Consider the following 18,329-nt stretch of genomic DNA (forward strand, 5'->3'; position numbering starts at 1 on the left):
GATACCATCTTGTTGCAGATTATCGTAGCCAAGACTGAATCTGAAATCATGGAATAATCCCCTATTTGTAGGAGTATTTTCTTTTTTTGATGTATATTTGTACGTTGTAGATATGACTTGTTGCATTGTAACTCTTAATGATGTGGTGTCTTTAAAGTTACTAAAAAGCAAACATATCTACAACTTTTAATAGGATTAAGAAAGAAGAAGACCGGTGAAATAAAAAAGAGATTACCACCAAATTTGACGAAGAACCTTTTTCAACTTTATAGTAGGAAAAAATTTCATTCATTTCCGTACCGTTCTTTATTAAATGGGGAATTTAGCGGTTAAATGGGGAATTTAGCGGTTAAATGAGAATTTAGCGGTTAGGCTGAAAGCCTTACAATTATATATTTATTGGGGTGCCCTGAAAGGGCTTAATTATATAGCGTAGGGCAGCGCCCTACGAAAAAACACACCAGCCACAAGCCCTGAAAGGGCGGAACTGTATACAATTATGCCCTTTCAGGGCGTAAATTCAGATTGTCGTTTTTACGTAGGGCGTTGCCCTACGCTATATAATTAAGCCCTTTCAGGGCACTCCGCAAAATTATCATTTACCTCATTCTTATACAGCAACAATCTTCGAAAAAGAATGGGTAAGATAACGTCCGTTCGATAAAAATCAGCAGATTTGTCAGCAATCAAACCTTATATGTCAGCAATCTAACCATCGTTTCAGCCGGATATTAGCATCTTTGCACCAAGCTTTACAAGTATAAAGCACATATTACGTTTAACCTTTAAAATGCTAAAACGATGAAAAAAGTAGCACTATTCCTATTTTTATCCGTTTGCTTCGCGCAACAATCCTGTTCGTCGGATTCTGTTGGAACGGAACCGGAGGAAAATCCACAAGACATTCTTTTTAAAGACGATTTCAACTTTTTCGACGAAAAAGTATGGACGAAAGAAAGTCATGAACCCGGCTGGACCAATCAAGAGCTACAGGCATACGATGCCGCTCATGTATCGGTAGGAAAAGACGGGGATAAATCGGTTCTGATTCTTACCGCCGAACGTAAAGGGAATAAAATCTATTCAGGCAGGATCAATTCAAAAGGAAAAAAGAGTTTCAAGTATCGCAAGATAGAAGCAAGCATCAAGCTTCCCAAAACTAACGGCGGACTATGGCCTGCTTTCTGGATGATGGGAGACAACGACAAACAGTGGCCGGCATGCGGGGAGATCGACATTATGGAAATGGGAGAACAGAGCGGAATGGCTGCGGGCGATTCGGAAAAACAAGTGAACACCGCCATTCACTATGGCCCCAGCGCAGCGGCTCACGAACAGCAATACTACAAAGCCAATGTGGCCAACAGCCTGCAAGACGGCAATTATCACACCTACTCTCTGGATTGGGATGAAAACAGCCTGACAATATCCGTCGACAACGTCAAGTTTCATACGTTCGACATTAGCTCGAACACATACTTTCATGACAACTTCTACATCCTGTTCAACCTCGCCGTGGGAGGTGCGTTTACAGGAATTACCGATATTAATAAGCTGACGGGCCTGAAAGACGGTCAGAAAGTGAATATGTACATCGACTGGGTGAAAATATTAAAGGAATCTTAAATATACATGCTATGAATATGGAAAAATGTAAGTATCTACTGTTTTGCGGAACACTCGCCCTTTGGATGGCGGGAAGTTTCCAGCAAGTGTATGCAGCAACGGAACCAAGTTCCCAGGCTATTCAACAACAAAGCAACAAGGTAACCGGAAAAGTGAGCGATGCCACAGGTCCCATCATTGGGGCTTCCGTAGTGGAGAAAGGAACTGCCAACGGAACGATTACCGATCTGGATGGAAATTTCAGTTTGAATGTAAAAGCGGGAGCTACGCTCGTTGTCAGCTACGTGGGTTATAAATCCGAAGAAGTAAAAGCGGGAAGAGGTCCTTTGAGCATCACCTTAAAAGAGGATGCCAAAGCATTGGATGAAGTGGTAGTCACCGCCCTTGGCATCAAAAGAGAGCGCAAAGCGTTGGGCTACGGCATTGATGAAGTGAAAGGTGAAGCCTTGACCAAAGCGAAAGAGACGAATCTCATCAACTCCATGGCAGGACGTGTGCCGGGCTTGGTAGTCAGCCAGACCGCTGGTGGTCCTTCCGGTTCTACGCGCGTTATTCTGCGAGGCAGTACCGAAATGACCGGCAATAACCAACCTCTTTATGTAGTGGACGGTGTACCTTTGGACAATACCAATTTCGGCAGTGCCGGTACAAACGGCGGCTTCGACTTGGGCGACGGTATTTCGAGCATCAATGCCGATGACGTAGAAAATATGTCGGTATTGAAAGGCCCTGCGGCGTCCGCACTTTATGGTAGCCGTGCCAGCCACGGTGTTATCTTGATTACAACCAAGCGAGCCAACAAGGATAAAATCAGCGTGGAATATAACGGAACGCTGACTTTCGACACCCAACTTGCCAAATGGGACGAAGTGCAACAGATATACGGTATGGGAAGCAACGGTACTTATAGCTATGATGCCATATCCAACACAAACAAAAGTTGGGGCCCCAAAGCGGACGGTTCAAACATGCTGAAGTATTTTGACGGCGTAGAACGCCCTTTCCTCATTGTCCCCGACAATACGTCCAACTTCTTCCGCACGGGTATCACCGCCACCAACTCCGCCATCATAGGTGTGAACAGCGGAAAAACCGGAATTCGCTTTACCTATACGGATATGCGCAATAAAGACATTGTTCCCCAAACGCACATGAGCCGTGACATTTTCAACCTGCGCGCCAATACGTCTGCAGGAAAGGTAGACCTGGATTTCAGCGTCAACTATACACGGGAAGACGTGAAGAACCGTCCGGCACTGGGCGACAGCAAGTCCAATATCGGTAAAAACCTGATGACCCTTGCCACCACCTACGACCAGGAATGGTTGCAAACCTATCAGACTGCCGACGGCGAATACTCCAACTGGAACGGTATGGATCCCTACAACGTGAATCCGTATTGGGATATCTATAAGAACTTCAATAAATCCAAGAAAGACTTGTTCCGCATGAACGGCAAGGCCGTATGGAACATCGACCCACATCTGAAACTTCAGGCAACGCTGGGTGCCGAACTCAACTGGTTCACGTTCGATGATTACAAAGCGCCTACCACTCCCGGATTCGAAGCCGGAAGACTTCAAAACAGCGCTTTCCGCAACCGCATGTACAACTTTGAAGTGTTGGCTCTCTATAACAACCATTGGGGTGATTTCGATTTCAACGCTACGTTAGGCGGCAATGTATATAAGGTGAACAACCAGACCACCGTTACCACCGCTCAAGACATGAAGATACGCGATGTCCCTTCATTGACGAGCTTCAACGAGATCAGTGTAGTGCCCGGCAGTTACCGCAAGCAGATTAATTCGGTTTACGGAGCAGTGAACGTAGGCTGGAAACACATGCTTTACCTCGATGCTACGTTGCGTGGCGACCAATCGTCTACCCTTCCCACTGGCAACAATATGTATATGTATCCTTCTTTCTCCGGCAGCTTTGTATTCTCCGAGCTGACAAAACTGGGCGACCTCCTGCCTTACGGAAAGTTACGTATGTCATGGGCGCAAGTGGGTAGCGATACAGACCCTTATCAATTGGGACTCGTCTATACGAAATCCAAATATGCTTATCCCGGATATACCATCGGATATATCGATAACGGAACCATCCCCAACAAAGACTTGAAACCAACCAAAACAAACTCCGTGGAAATGGGATTGGAATTGAAATTCCTGAAGAACCGTATCGGACTGGATTTCACCTACTATTCTCAAATCAGTAAAAACCAGATTATGGGAATGGCAAGTTCCTGGACAACTGGTTATAACTATCGCTTGATTAATGCCGGCAAGATAGAAAACAAAGGTATTGAGATTGCCCTTAGCACACGACCGATTCAAACACGCGATTTTTCCTGGGACATTAATCTGAACTTCTCCAAAAACAGCAACAAAGTAAAAGAACTGGATGGCGAATCGGATATGTTTGAACTGGAAAAGGCGTCTTGGCTCGACGTTCAGGTGGCCGCTAAGGTAGGCGAGAACTTTGGTTCTATTGTAGGCCCGGACTTCCAACGGAGCGCAAAGGGAGATATTCTGATTGACCCGCAAACCGGTCTGCCGCAATATGACAAGAGCAACCACGTATTGGGTAATGCCTCTTGGGACTGGACAGGTGGATTACTCACCAACTTTACCTACAAGAATCTTTCGCTGGTAGCGGTATTCGATGTGAAAGTAGGTGCCGACCTCTATTCTATGTCTGCCCGTGCTGCTTACGAATCGGGTAAAAGTCCGGAGACATTGGCAGGACGCGACGCCTGGTATCGCTCGGAAGAAGAAAGATTGGCAGCCGGCATTGCAAAAGGAGCCGATAACTGGAAGCCGACAGGCGGATTCGTTGCTCCGGGTGTCATCGACAACGGTGATGGAACGTATCGCCCCAACGACATCTACATCAATCCGGAAGACTACTGGATGAGCGTTTGCCGTAATGCACCTTCTATGTTTATTTACGACAACTCATACGTGAAATGCCGTGAACTGACGTTGAGTTACAATGTGCCCAAATCCTGGCTGAAGAATGTAGTAAGCGGACTGACCGTTTCATTCGTTGCCCGCAATCCGTTCATCGTATGGAAGAATATCCCGAATATCGACCCGGATTCCAACTACAACAATACTACCGGTATGGGACTTGAATACGGTTCGTTGCCTTCACGCAGAAGCTATGGTTTTAATGTAAATGTGAAATTCTAAAAAGATATATCATGAGACAATCTAAATACATCACAATCATCACGATGGCATGTGCCCTGTTTTTCGCTTCTTGCAGCGATGAATACATGGAAAACATGAATACCGACCCTTCCAAGGCCGCTACCATCGACCCGAATGCGCAGCTCACCACTGCCCAACTGCAAACGTACGGAGACCTTAGTATGATGGAAATCTACCGTAACTACCATTATGCATTCACCCAACAACTGATGGGATGTTGGAACACCACCAACTACGGCGGACGCCATACGCTAGACAATAATGAAATGAGCCGTATCTGGACATCGTTCTACACTCAATCCCTGAAGAATATCATTGATGCTCAATATCGCACAGCCGAAGATGCAGAGAAAGTGAACATCAACTCTGTGCTCCGCATTTATCGGGTTTATCTTATGTCTATCATCACCGACACTTACGGAGACGCTCCTTTCAGTGAAGCCGGACTGGGATTCCTCGAAGGAAAGTTCAATCCGAAGTATGACAAACAGGAAGATATTTACAACGCTTTCTTTTTGGAGCTGGAAGATGCCGTCAATAAAATCGATCCGACCAAAGATAAAGTGACAGGTGACCTCATCTATGCCGGTGATGTAACTAAATGGCAACAACTGGCAAACTCGCTTCGCCTACGTTTTGCCATGCGAATCTCCAATGTTAATCCTACAAAGGCACAAACGGAATTTGAAAATGCTTTGGCTGCCAATGGGGGTGTGATAACGGACGCCTCAAGCGATGCGCTCATCAAATACATGACAATCGCATTTAGTTTCGGACAAGAAGCTTACTCTGATTATCGCGGAAATTCATTGTCACAGTTGTTGTTCGGCAACGACCCCGCTAATAATCCAAGTTACCTCTGTTCCACTTTCTTTAATCAGTTATACAATTCCGGTGACCCCCGTACATTCAAAATTTCCCGTTGTTATTATGACGGGCTGATGAGTGCCACCAGTCCCGACAATCGTGTCGACATCACCCAAGAGATGATTGAAAAAGGGATTGCTTTCAGTCCGCGCGACCCAGGTGCCTACTCGTGGGAACCATGGCCTACAGGGTACGACAGCGATATTTGTGCGGAATTAGCCGTTAACAACCCTTCCGTTACAGCAACCATGGCTCGTGAAGTGGAACCCAAACTTGCCAATAATTTCCTAAAAAGCGACAATCCGGGCGTAGTGATGACCTCTGCAGAAGTGAAGTTCCTGATGGCAGAAGCTACTGTGAAAAAATGGAACGTTGGCAGTGCTTTGGCAGAAGATCTTTACAAACAAGGAGTGCGTGCGGCTATGGATTTCCTGACAGACAATTACGGTTGCACAGCTACTACTGATGCAGAGTTTGATGCATTCATTCAAGATAAAGGGGCGTTCGGACATACGGACAATCAGAAACTTGAAGCTATCAATACACAGGCCTGGATTCTTCACTTCACCAATCCTGCCGAATGTTGGGCAAACGTGCGTCGTTCCGGTTATCCGAAGTTGAAATCACCGGCAGAATATGGGTTCGGACAATACCTCACCGGTGGAACGGAAATTCCGGTACGTCTCTGCTATCCTGTATTGGAATCTTCCTATAATAAGAAAAGCTACAATGAAGCCATCGAGCGCATGGGAGGAACAGACAATTGGCACAGCCTTCTGTGGTGGGATACTGAAAACTAACTATTAAACAATCATCCATTATGAAAAAGATATATATTGCACTATTTGCCCTACTCGCTGTAGGCTCCACATTTACTGCATGCACCGAGGAAGAACCGTTCGCTACGGTGACAGAAAATGATGATCCGCATATCCTTGCCCCAGTATTCCCTGACAGGACGAACGGCCAATTGGCTACATTCGCCAACATCAGCCGGGATGCGAACTTATCCATCGCGCTGACCGTGACTCCGAAAGATTACACCACAGTAACCTGGTTCATTGATGGGCAGGAAGTGGAATCGGGTACCGACTCCGACAAGGAAATCAACCGTAGTCTGAAAGCCGGTACGTATAATTTGAAAATAGAAGTGGAAACTGTGAAAGGGAAGAAGACTTCCCGTGAAGGATTAGTGGTGGTCAATCCGTTGGCTGATGACCCTCAATCTAAAGAAGTAGCCTTTGAGAGAATTGTATCTCCCGGTAAGACTGCCCGTTTATATGGCAGTAATTTACAGAACGTAACAGCCATCCTCTTGGGAGGAAACACGATCACCGATCCTACTTATGTTGAATCGGCAGACGAGAATTATCTGGAATACACCATTCCGACAGGCGTAAGCGAAGGCGATTACCGTATCGTTCTGCAAGATGCCGACGGCAATCAATATGGAGCCGACATGGTGAAAGTAACCAATGCTTCCCTTGTCATTTCGGGTGCTAACCGGGCTACTGCCAACGTGGACTGGACCATTTCCGGTATCAATCTTGAAAACATCGCTTCTCTAACTATCGGCGGACAGACGGTGTCTCAATTCAGCAATCAATCTTCTACGGAAGTTACGCTGACTTGTCCGGATTTGTCTGATGGAAGCTATACGCTGACAGGCAAAACCCGTAGCGGAGAGGCTGTGCAGTTCTTGAACGATAATATTACGACTACCGAACAGACTGTGACCGTATCTACCGAAATAACGCTTTGGGCAGGACACCATTACGTTTCGTGGGATAAGCCGGACGGTGACCCCAACAAAACTTTTGGTTTGATTCCAATGGATGTATTTGCTGGTATCACAGCCGGGTCGACACTGAAAGTAGTCTACTCCATAGAACCTACTGCCGAATATCATAAAATGCAGCTTGCCACAGGCTATTGGACAGGCTTGGCGGGTGAGATGGAATTTACGGAAAACGGTGAATATACACTGATACTAACACAAGACATGTTGAATAAGATTCAAGCTGAAGCCGGATTCTTATGTGTAGGACATGGCTATTATGTAGATTTGGTAACCGTGAAATAATGTTCCTAAGTAAGTTTAAAAATCATTCATACCATAAGTGTCTGTCATTCTTCGGGTTAAAGCCCTCTGAATGACAGATTACATAAACGATGCTACTTAAAAACAAATCATAATGAAACTAAGAAATATTATATTAATGACCGCATCTATCGCAATGACTGCCTGTTCCAAACAGGCAGTTCCCACTGCCATTCCTGAAGACGCTAAAATAGAACAACAAGTGGAAAAGCTTCTATCAGAGATGGACCTTGACGCCAAGATAGGGCAAATGACCGAGCTTGCTATTGATGTATTAGGAGAGACGATAAATGGAGAATTCCAATTGGACGAGGCAAAACTCCACAAAGCAATTGCTGAATACAAGGTAGGTTCGTTTCTCAATGCTCCCGGCCCGGTAGCACAAAGCCCTGAAAAGTGGAACAAGATTATCGGTCGAATACAAGAACTGTCGATGGCGGAGATTGGTATTCCATGTATCTACGGCCTGGATCAGAATCATGGTACTACCTATACATTGGGCGGCACGCTCTTTCCTCAAAATATCAATATGGGTGCTGCCTTCAATCCGGATTTGACCTACGAAGCGGCACGTGTAACGGCTTATGAAACAAGGGCTAGCAATTGTCCCTGGACATACTCCCCCACTGTCGATATGGCACGTGATCCCCGTTGGCCGCGTGTATGGGAAAATTATGGAGAAGACTGTTTAGTCAATGCCATTATGGGCAGCACTGCTGTCCGAGGTTTCCAAGGAGATGATCCTAACCATATTCCCGCCGACCGAATCGCCACCTCCGTGAAACATTACATGGGATACAGCATGCCACGTACCGGTAAGGACCGCACACCGGCTTATATATCTGTTTCCGAACTGCGTGAAAAATGTTTTGCACCGTTCAAGGCTTGTGTGGAAGCTGGTGCACTGACTATAATGGTCAACAGTGGTTCCATCAACGGAAAGCCTGTGCACGCCGACCGCGAACTCCTTACACAATGGCTGAAAGAAGACTTAGGATGGGACGGAATGTTAATCACCGACTGGGCGGACATCAACAATCTTTATACCCGCGAACATGTGGCGGCAAACAAAAAAGAAGCCATCGAAATGGCAATCAATGCAGGTATAGACATGGCTATGGAACCGTATGATCTCAATTATTGTACACTACTAAAAGAGTTAGTGCAAGAGAAGAAAATACCCATGAGCCGTATTGACGATGCCGTCCGCCGGGTGCTTAGACTTAAATTCCGTCTGGGTCTGTTCGATCATCCGAACACTTTATTGAAAGATTATCCTCTCTTCGGCAGCAAGGAGCATGCACTTATCGCACTTCATGCAGCTGAAGAATCGGAAGTATTGCTAAAGAATAAAGAGAACATTCTTCCGCTTCCTCAAGGGAAAAAGCTACTGGTAACCGGTCCGAACGCCAACTCTATGCGTTGCTTGAACGGCGGTTGGAGCTATTCGTGGCAAGGACATCTGACCGATAGATTTGCCGACAAATATAACACCATTTACGAAGCAATCTGCAACAAATTCGGAGCCGATCATGTCCGTCTGGAACAGGGCGTAACCTACAAACCCGAAGGTGCTTACATGGAAGAAAATGAACCGGAGATTGAGAAAGCTGTGGCCGCCGCCCGCAACGTGGATATTATTATCGCCTGCATCGGTGAGAATTCATATTGCGAAACACCCGGTAATCTTTCCGAACTTGCCATCTCTGCCAGCCAAAGCAAACTGGTAAAGGCACTTGCCGCTACAGGAAAACCGATCATCCTGATACTCAATGAGGGTCGTCCCCGCATTATCAACGAGTTGGAGCCATTGGCTGATGCAGTTATTGACATTCTATTACCCGGAAACTATGGTGGCGACGCATTGGCGAACATTCTGGCAGGAGACGTGAACCCCAGTGCCAAGATGCCTTACACATATCCGCGACACGAAGCAGCACTGACTACCTACGATTATCGGGTGAGTGAAGAAATGGACAAAATGGAAGGAGCTTACGACTACAATGCGGTAGTCTCCGTTCAATGGCCTTTCGGATACGGATTGAGCTACACCACTTTCGAATACAGCAACTTCCAAACGGACAAATCTTCGTTTACCACAGGAGATGGTTTGCACTTTTCCATAGATGTAACCAATACCGGTAAATATGCCGGAAAAGAAGTTGTGATGCTGTTCAGCAGTGATCTTGTGGCATCGCTTACTCCCGAAAACCGTCGGTTACGAGCCTTCAAAAAGGTGGAACTGCAACCGGGCGAAACCCAGACTGTCACTCTATCCATCAAAGGCAGCGACTTGGCTTTTGTCAATTCTGACGGGCAATGGGTACTGGAACAAGGGGATTTCCGTATGCAATGCGGAAATCAAGTAGTGACTATTACTTATAAGTAGGCATTTATAAGTAGGTATTTATAAGTAAATGCGCATTATTAATGTATACACTCCCGACAATAACTCTATGAGACACTGCGTTACTTTGTGGTGAACTCAAATTATCATCTAACCGGTTGAACAGCCTCAAACGGCTGTTCAACCAAATTTAAACAACCGCTCCTCTTGATCCAAACGACCGTATGTCTACAACAAAAAGACAATCGTTTGAGCCCAAAGGAGCGATTGTTTTTATCTGAAGGAAAGCGGCATTATTACAAAGGGTATTCCTCAAAAGCATACAAAATGGTAGATAAATAACGTTCACCTGTATCGGGTAATAATGCAACAATCATTTTCCCGGCATTTTCCGGTCGCTTCGCCAGTTCCGTAGCAGCATATACGGCTGCTCCTGAAGATATGCCTACCAACAAACCTTCCTGTTTAGCCAATTCACGACTCGTACGAATGGCATCGTCATTCTGCACCTGAATAATTTCATCTACGACAGAAGCCTTGTACGTCTTAGGAATAAACCCTGCACCGATTCCCTGAATCTTATGCGGACCTGGTTTACCTCCCGATAGTACCGGAGAATCAGAAGGTTCTACTGCCACAATCTTTATACTCGGATCACGCATCTTCAGCGCTTCCCCTACACCGCTAACTGTCCCGCCAGTACCTACTCCGGCCACAAAGATATCGACTTTCCCCTCGGTATCTCTCCATATTTCCAGACCGGTAGTCCGTAAATGCATGGCAGGGTTAGCAGGATTCTCAAATTGTTGTAAAATGACAGCTCCCGAAGTGACCGCCTTCAGTTCTTCAGCTTTGGCAATGGCTCCTTTCATGCCATCCGCACCAGGAGTCAATACTAATTCCGCCCCTAAAGCTTTCAGAAGATTACGCCGTTCGATACTCATGGTATCGGGCATCGTCAGAATCAGTTTATAGCCTTTAGCAGCTGAAACAAAAGCCAATCCCACACCGGTATTCCCACTGGTCGGTTCAATGATAGTTGCTCCGGGATGCAAAATTCCTTTCGTTTCTGCATCCTCAATCATAGCCAATGCTATGCGGTCCTTCACGCTTCCTGCGGGATTGAAAGATTCAATCTTTACAATCAGACGAGCTTTCAGGTCGTTACTTGTATTATAGTTACTAAGTTCCAATAACGGAGTATTACCTACCAAATCCGTCAATTTTCTTGCTATCTTTTCCATATATATCTGTTTTAAATTTCTCTTGTTTTAATATATGACAAAGATAGTGCGGATTCTGTTCAGGGTAAATACCATATATATGGTAAATTCATACCACATATATCTGACTTCTTGCCAGAACAATATATCATTTGAATCTCTTCACATAATCTGCAATCAGATAACATGCCGGACCGAGTACTTGACCATGATCGAATCCTTGCATTTCGTACAAAGTCACTTTCTTGTTACCTATACTTTTCAAGACAGCTTCCAGCAACGCATTTTCTTCATACCTTGCCGCCATCTCCAGATGCTTGTCCCCCGTAATCAACACGAGAGGAGCTGTTTCCTTACGAGCCTTATTTACCGGAGCATACTCATCAACCACCGGAATACCGTCAGGCAAACCGCGTTCCTTGCGAATAGTGAAATGTGTCACTGTCTGACCACTCACCGGAAGATAAGCAGCTACACTATCGGCATCTGCTCCGTATGCTGCCATGTACTTTTTATCCATTGCCAGAATCAATGAAAGATAACCTCCCGCAGAATGACCGGAAACAAAAATATGATCCCTACGACCACCATACTTTTCAATATTCTTGAAAACCCATGCCACAGCTTCAGCCGCATCTTCGATGTAAGCCGGATTCTTTGCTTTCGGACTCAAACGGTAATTCACCGTCACTACTGCAAACCCTTGTTCTCTCAATTCTTTTGGGACAAATTTATTTCCGCCTTCCATACCACCACCGTGAAACCAGACAATAGTTGAGAAATCCTTCTTGTTTTCAGGGTAATAAATATCCAGTTTACAACGTTCCAGACGATAGGTATCCGTTTCGGAACCAGAGACATAAGATATATCTTTGTCTGTGCGATAAGCATTTTGTGCTTGAGCAATGCAAGTACTAAACAAAAAGAGAAGAAAGCAAATCTTTTTCATAACCACATTATTCAGTGTACTTAATAAAAATGCAATATTACGAAATCTTAATAAGAATAGAAAAGGAAAATTACTCCAATAACTACCACTCCACAAATCAACCAAACATTTAAAAGAATAAAAGCGTAAAAATCTCACAATTTTTATTTATGTTTATGACCTTATTTAACGGAAAGAGCCGCATAAAAAGTCATATATAAATAAAATCATTAATGGACCAATAACAATAAAGAAACTATTAATCTATCTTTCTCTAATTACAACAGGACTATTGTCCACTATACAAGTATCCGTCCAAAAAGAAATTGCTCCAGGGGTTATTAAACTACAAAAGGGAGAAATTGACCCTTCCCCCCCCTATTCTCTATTTGGCGGAAAGCCTGTTATAGAAACTATGAAGTCACTTCCTACAGCCAAGTTACCTTTCGACATTCAAGAAATACAAATAAAAATAACAGATAGAGGATGCTTGATAGAAGCCCCCTTGGAAGACAATGAACAAATCTATGGCTTCGGACTCCAGTTTGAAACCTTCGGTCAACGTGGCTTACGTAAACGTCCGATAGTGAACGACAACCCTCTAAACTGACTCGGATATACACACGCCCCACAAACATTCTACGTCTCTACCAAAGGTTATGGCATTCTCGTCAATACAGCACGTTATACCACTTTTTTATGCGGATCCAACCAAAAAAACAGCAAAATATACAAAACGCGAAAACCCGCAAACATATTTCCACCACCACGGAAGACTTATATAAAAATAGAAGCAATGGAGACAAAGTTTTTATCGACATTCCTGGTGCAAAAGGTATCGAAGTATTCATTATCACCGGACCGGAATTACTTGATGTAGTGAAAAAATATAATCTTCTCTCCGGTGGAGGCTGTCTCCCCCCAATGTGGGGACTCGGATTCAAATACCGTGTGAAAGGAGATGCTATACAAGATTCTGTTATGCGTTTTGCTGATTATTTTCGTAACAATCATATTCCATGTGACGTACTAGGGCTTGAACCCGGATGGCAAACGGCTACTTATTCCTGCTCGTACATATGGAGTAAAGAACGATTCCCACAACACAAAGAAATGCTAGCCCAACTCCAGCAGAAAGGCTATAAGATCAATTTATGGGAACACGCTTACATACACCCCACCTCTCCCATCCGAAAAGCGTTGGAACCTTACCTTTATACAGCTTTCCGCACATACCAGCAAGAGGGAATACCTCCTTTTCGCCCGCTGCTGATGGATGATCCCAAGGATGAACGTCTGCGCACCATCAGCGATCAATACATGATTGGCAACGGAATGATGGCTGCTCCCCTGTACGAGAATAAGAAATCACGGAAAGTTTACTTCCCGGAAGGAGTCTGGTACAACTTCAACACCAATGAAAAGTACGAAGGTAACCGTGAATATGAGATAACAACCGAGCTTAATCAATTACCACTCTACGTACGTCAAGGAACGTTATTGCCTCTTGCCGAGCCTGTTCCTTATATAAATACGCAGACCGTATTCAACCTGAACTGTAAAATATACGGCACTCCCACCGCTACTTGCCAACTTTTCGAAGATGATGGTGTAAGCTATGATTTCCAGAAAGGGCAATTCAATCAGGTTACGTTGAATGCAGCTAAGGGAAAGGTCAAACTTACAAGAACAAAAGGCTGCAAGATTAAGAGATACCAGCTCAAAGGCTACGAATTTATCAACTAGAGCATGTCTTTTTAAGAAGATATACTTACTATATAACTTTCTTGAAAGAATATTTTCACCAGAGACACAATACGACAATCTCCCGCCCGAATATGTACCCGAAAACACATTTCCAGACAGGAGATCCACCATTATAGACAACAAAGTCCCTCTCTAAAGTTTCTTGATGGAGAAATCGGCAAAACGGATTTCTTCATCGCGCAACTGGTCTTGCCAGCTACGGTTCTCGCCCAGATAGCGGTAGATACCCCATTTGGGGCGAAGTCCCGTACAATCGGTGCGCCACATATCCATCTTTTGGGGATCGAGTTTCAAGAGAACTTTCCCGTCTTTCACGCGCATGATAGTTACTTCATAAGAACCATCCTCACCGAAACGTGCTTTCTCTTCCACCTCTACCCAGTTACCGAGGAAGTCGGCCAAATCCGCGCTGGCAATAGTCGTAGTACTCTCGCCACGCTTATCATAGCGCACACGTAACTGTTGTCCGCTCTTACTATTCGAATAGGCAGTCAGAGTGATGAGCGGAGAACTGACATCTGCCGTACCGGATGCGTTGTCGATACCTTTCAACTGGTGAAGATGGGAGAATTTGGTAGTTGTGCGAAATCCTGCCGGCAAACAGAATTTCCAACGGAACACCATTGTCTCTCCTTGCTGGCCAACAAGGCTTTGCGGAGATTTATTATCCGTTTTTATTTCATTCCGCTGACGGTCTGTGATATTCGGCAGACCGCGGTCGTCGTCTATCGCAGCATGAATAAATAATGCGAATACATATTTGTTCAACTGATTGTCACGCACCTGCTGAATATGCTGGAAATGCTCCGTTTTATGCTCGCGCGAAGAATCGGGAGCCTCGTGGTTGTAGCCCGAGCGCTTTATCAAATCGTACGTTTTCGCGCTGTTGCCATCGGCTATTAATGAACCATCCACTTGCTGTTCCGGTTGTCCGGGCTTCGGCTGTTCCTTGTCGTCTATCACTTCGGATGAACTATTGGAGCAGGCAATAAAAGCAAAGAAGGTTAAGAATAAGATTCCTGTTTTCATACGGTTTATTTCATATAGGTAGTCAGGAAATCGACAGACTTGAAGAAAATCTCTTCCATCTTATCAGAAGTCTTTGAACTTACGTTGTGGTCATAATACTTATACGTCAGCAGGTTGCAGACGCCTCCTTTTTTCTTTAGTGCCGATGCAAACATTTCACTTTGCTCACACTCTACCGTCACATCACACGTGCCACATACCAGCATGGAAGCAGGGATATTCTTCTTTGGAATGAGATTGATAGGAGATGCTTCGCGCAGGACTTTCGGGTTCCGGTCACAGAAATAAGCGATGCGTTGAGCATCTTTTGTCTTCATGGTGATGGCAGCCTTTTCCAGATCATAGATACCGGAATAGCCGACAAGTGCTTTCGTTCCGGGAGCAGTCATGGCAGCAACTGCCGCCAGGTGTGCACCTGCAGAAGTGCCCAGGAAGCCGACACAGGCAGGATTTACATTCAATTCGGCAGCATGCTCCTGCACGTATTTCACAGCATCCAGAATATCTTGAATGGAGACTTTCACGGTTGCGTCGGATTGCGGTGCCAGTGTATAAGAGACACGTACACCTGTAATACCCTTTTGCTTTGCCAGGTATTGAGACAGAGATCTGGACGAACCATTATCTCCACGTGCCCATCCACCTCCGTGGATGTAAACCACGAACGGAGCGGGTTTGTCAGTCTCTGCAAAGTCTACTGTGAGTATCAGCTCATAATCCTTATGTTTCTTATACACAATGTCTTTGGTAGTCACTCCCTTATAGTCCTTGCTTTTCAGACGGTCCGGCTGATAGGTATAAGGCACCATCACATCGGGAATGGTATTCACATCGATAAACTTCGCATATTTCTTTGCATACAGCAGCGCATAGGAGCCGTCCTCATTCTGCGTCATCTTCATGCCATAGCGATTGGAAAATTGCTGCGGTTGCGCTTCCTGGGCAAGGCAAAAAAGCGGCAGCATACACAAACATAAAATCAGTTTCAATTTCATGATATCACTTCATTAGGTGGGATAATCTTATTTCTTCTTTAAAATTAGATACGGTATCGTTTCTACATCCGACGTACTGTATTTCAGTCCGATGCGCTTTGCCGTATCTATGTACTTCTGATTGCCCAATGCCGTTCCCGCTTCATAAAGAAGAATGGCGGCACGCGACTGGTCGAATGGTTTAATCTGCTTGAACTTCCAGCTTTCGGGATTCATATAATAAGGATACAGATAGTCTACTGCCTGCGAAGCCACTTTACCGTTGGCGGCCGGAGTATTCCACAAGTTGATACCTATCTGGCTGGTAATCTGATTGGCTTCCATCAGAGCTTCAAGAGCGAAAGTTGAATAATGCAGGGAGAGCGTCCGTTCCAGTTCTTGGGGTAGTGAGCCATCGTCGGCAATCTGTGCACCCATTTTGGGGAGGATGCTTTGCTCGGCTACTTCACGGATGCGGTCGGTGCGGTCCAGATAGGCGAGTACCATCAGGTGAATGGCTTCGTACCACAGGCCATGATTGTTGGCAGCATGAGATTCTCTTTGTCCCTGTGTGCTGTTCTCCATCCAATAACAGAAAGCGGTAGCCCAGTCATCGAGCTTTTTCTTGTCCGAGGCAGTCCAGCTTTTCGAGCTTTCTATTAATTTGGCAACTCCCAGTGCACGACTGAAACGACGGGAGTCAATGAAGCCCGAACCACGCATATTTTTCATTCCCGGAACGGATTGTGCATAAGTCATATTGGGGTTCATACCCAATTTCGGGTCGGTAAACCATGTTCGTAAATGATCGGCACAGGCTTTGGCGTAGACTTCTTTTCCGGTGATGTAATAGAGTACGCCCAAACAGTAGGCAGCGTCGCCAAAACGGTTGGCATTCTCACGTTCAGGGTATTCATAAACTTCCGGGTTGCGTTCGCCATCCTTACGGATATAGGGAAGCCCATCTGTCTTCGTGGAGTCCGGCCACCAGTATGGGGATAGAGTCATATAATCCCGGGGGTCCTTGCTGGGAGGTAATTTCTTTTTAGCTGTTACCGACAGAGGAGACATCTTTATATATTTCTCTGCCGCCTTTTCCTGTAATTCGATGTACTGGGTCACCTCTTTATCGCCTTTCTGATAATCGGTCTTCAGCTTCTCGAGCAATGTCGCATTAAACGGTCCCAACGGTGCCGCGTTCAGTACTCCCCAACAAAGGCATAGAGCCCATATAGCAAAGATTCGTCTCATAAATGTATTCTTTTAGAGTAGTGGAGATGAGTGGTTAAGATAAGATGTGTAATGGTAAGATTAATAGTGAAGCAAGTAAGAGGTAAGTTAGCCAAAAATAGGTAATCAGGAAATAAGCAACCAAGCAGTAAGTAGTTGATTATAAAACATTTGCTACTTAACTACTCACTACTTGATTGCTAAATCTTTACTACTTATACTAGCTCCAGATTCGGTGATTCTTCTTTAAGAGAAGAAACAACCACCGTTAATATCAATATTCGTACCTGTCAGGTAAGAAGATTCGGAGCAAGCTAGGAAGCAAACCAGTTCGGCAACTTCATCAGCAGTTCCCTCACGACGCAATGCGTAAGAGCCTTTCATACGTTCACGATTCTCCGGTGTATTGAAGCGGTCGTGGAACGAAGTAGCAATCGTACCCGGACAGATAGCATTGCAGCGGATTCCTTGAGGACCGAGTTCTTTGGCCATAGAGCGGGTGAATGTCATTACGGCACCTTTGGCAGTTGCATACATGGAAGCTCCGTTGCCACCGCCGTCGCGGGCAGCCAATGAAGAGAAGTTTACGATAGAACCACCCTCCGGCATCATCGGAACTACCTCACGGGTACAAAGGAATACGGAACGCATATTGACATCCATCAGGAAGTCATACCAGTCTTCATCCTGTTCGGTGATTTTCTTACGGCCTACGATTCCGCCTACTACATTTACCAATACATCTACCTTGTCGCCAAAAGCCTTGTTGCACTCTGCAAAAAGATTCTTCACCGCAGCAGCTTTCGTCATATCACCCTGAACAGCGATTGCTTCACCACCCACGTTTTTAATCAATGCCAGTGTTTCCTGTGCATCGGCTTCATTATCAAAATAGTTCAAACAAACTTTAGCGCCTTCTGCAGCTAATTTTACAGATATTGCGCGACCCAGGTCACGTGCACCACCAGTTACAATAGCAACTTTTCCTTCTAATTTCATAATTGTCTTTTTTTAAA

At 45.1% G+C, this 18,329-nt stretch carries 13 protein-coding genes; 7 read left to right on the top strand and 6 right to left on the bottom strand.

The genetic code is table 11. The features are described from left to right. The first annotated feature begins 801 nt into the window (after window positions 1-801). The 5 genes from DXB58_RS04140 (at window position 802) to DXB58_RS04160 (ending at window position 10,204) form a co-directional block, all read left to right on the top strand. The gene (locus DXB58_RS04140; RefSeq protein WP_122135991.1) at window positions 802-1,626 is read left to right on the top strand and encodes a family 16 glycosylhydrolase; all 825 of its coding nucleotides are present in this window, start codon (window positions 802-804) and stop codon (window positions 1,624-1,626) included. Window positions 1,627-1,637: 11 nt separating this feature from the next. Then, window positions 1,638-4,826, top strand: coding sequence for a SusC/RagA family TonB-linked outer membrane protein (locus tag DXB58_RS04145; protein ID WP_122135992.1), 3,189 nt, complete (start codon window positions 1,638-1,640; stop codon window positions 4,824-4,826). Between the two features lie 11 nt (window positions 4,827-4,837). Beyond that, window positions 4,838-6,514 carry a SusD/RagB family nutrient-binding outer membrane lipoprotein gene (locus DXB58_RS04150; protein WP_122135993.1) on the top strand — a complete coding sequence of 559 codons (1,677 nt, stop codon included), beginning with the start codon at window positions 4,838-4,840 and terminating at the stop codon, window positions 6,512-6,514. 20 nt (window positions 6,515-6,534) lie between these two features. Further along, entirely contained in the window at window positions 6,535-7,797 is a 1,263-nt protein-coding gene (locus tag DXB58_RS04155) for a hypothetical protein (RefSeq protein WP_122135994.1), read from the top strand. A gap of 112 nt (window positions 7,798-7,909) precedes the next feature. Beyond that, a complete protein-coding gene (locus DXB58_RS04160; RefSeq protein WP_122135995.1) occupies window positions 7,910-10,204 on the top strand; it encodes a glycoside hydrolase family 3 N-terminal domain-containing protein in 2,295 nt (764 codons plus the stop codon). Between the two features lie 254 nt (window positions 10,205-10,458). On the opposite strand, the gene cysK is transcribed toward DXB58_RS04160, so the two are convergent. After that, window positions 10,459-11,406, bottom strand: a complete 948-nt coding sequence (gene cysK / locus DXB58_RS04165; protein ID WP_004324060.1) for a cysteine synthase A — start codon at window positions 11,404-11,406, stop codon at window positions 10,459-10,461. A 127-nt stretch (window positions 11,407-11,533) separates the two neighbouring features. Beyond that, the gene (locus DXB58_RS04170) at window positions 11,534-12,334 is read right to left on the bottom strand and encodes an alpha/beta hydrolase (RefSeq protein ID WP_122135996.1); all 801 of its coding nucleotides are present in this window, start codon (window positions 12,332-12,334) and stop codon (window positions 11,534-11,536) included. Between the two features lie 394 nt (window positions 12,335-12,728). Here DXB58_RS04170 and DXB58_RS28090 point away from each other — a divergent pair, with 394 nt between their 5' ends. Further along, on the top strand, window positions 12,729-12,923 hold the full coding sequence (locus DXB58_RS28090) for a hypothetical protein (RefSeq protein ID WP_229036689.1): 195 nt from the start codon (window positions 12,729-12,731) through the stop codon (window positions 12,921-12,923). Between the two features lie 89 nt (window positions 12,924-13,012). Next, entirely contained in the window at window positions 13,013-14,059 is a 1,047-nt protein-coding gene (locus DXB58_RS04175; RefSeq protein WP_233527228.1) for a TIM-barrel domain-containing protein, read from the top strand. Window positions 14,060-14,212: 153 nt separating this feature from the next. Here DXB58_RS04175 and DXB58_RS04180 read toward each other — a convergent pair whose 3' ends face one another. The 4 genes from DXB58_RS04180 to DXB58_RS04195 all read right to left on the bottom strand — a co-directional run bounded on the left by DXB58_RS04180 (window position 14,213) and on the right by DXB58_RS04195 (window position 18,312). Next, a complete protein-coding gene (locus DXB58_RS04180) occupies window positions 14,213-15,109 on the bottom strand; it encodes a heparin lyase I family protein (protein WP_122135997.1) in 897 nt (298 codons plus the stop codon). Between the two features lie 5 nt (window positions 15,110-15,114). Further along, the gene (locus DXB58_RS04185) at window positions 15,115-16,104 is read right to left on the bottom strand and encodes an alpha/beta hydrolase (RefSeq protein ID WP_122135998.1); all 990 of its coding nucleotides are present in this window, start codon (window positions 16,102-16,104) and stop codon (window positions 15,115-15,117) included. 27 nt (window positions 16,105-16,131) lie between these two features. After that, window positions 16,132-17,334 (bottom strand): alginate lyase family protein, encoded by a 1,203-nt coding sequence (locus DXB58_RS04190; protein WP_009001240.1) that lies wholly within the window; start codon window positions 17,332-17,334, stop codon window positions 16,132-16,134. 225 nt (window positions 17,335-17,559) lie between these two features. Next, on the bottom strand, window positions 17,560-18,312 hold the full coding sequence (locus DXB58_RS04195; protein WP_004324067.1) for an SDR family NAD(P)-dependent oxidoreductase: 753 nt from the start codon (window positions 18,310-18,312) through the stop codon (window positions 17,560-17,562). Window positions 18,313-18,329 lie beyond the last annotated feature (17 nt).

This window comes from Bacteroides sp. OM05-10AA, from assembly GCF_003439055.1.
GTDB classification, from domain to species: Bacteria; Bacteroidota; Bacteroidia; order Bacteroidales; family Bacteroidaceae; genus Bacteroides; species Bacteroides intestinigallinarum.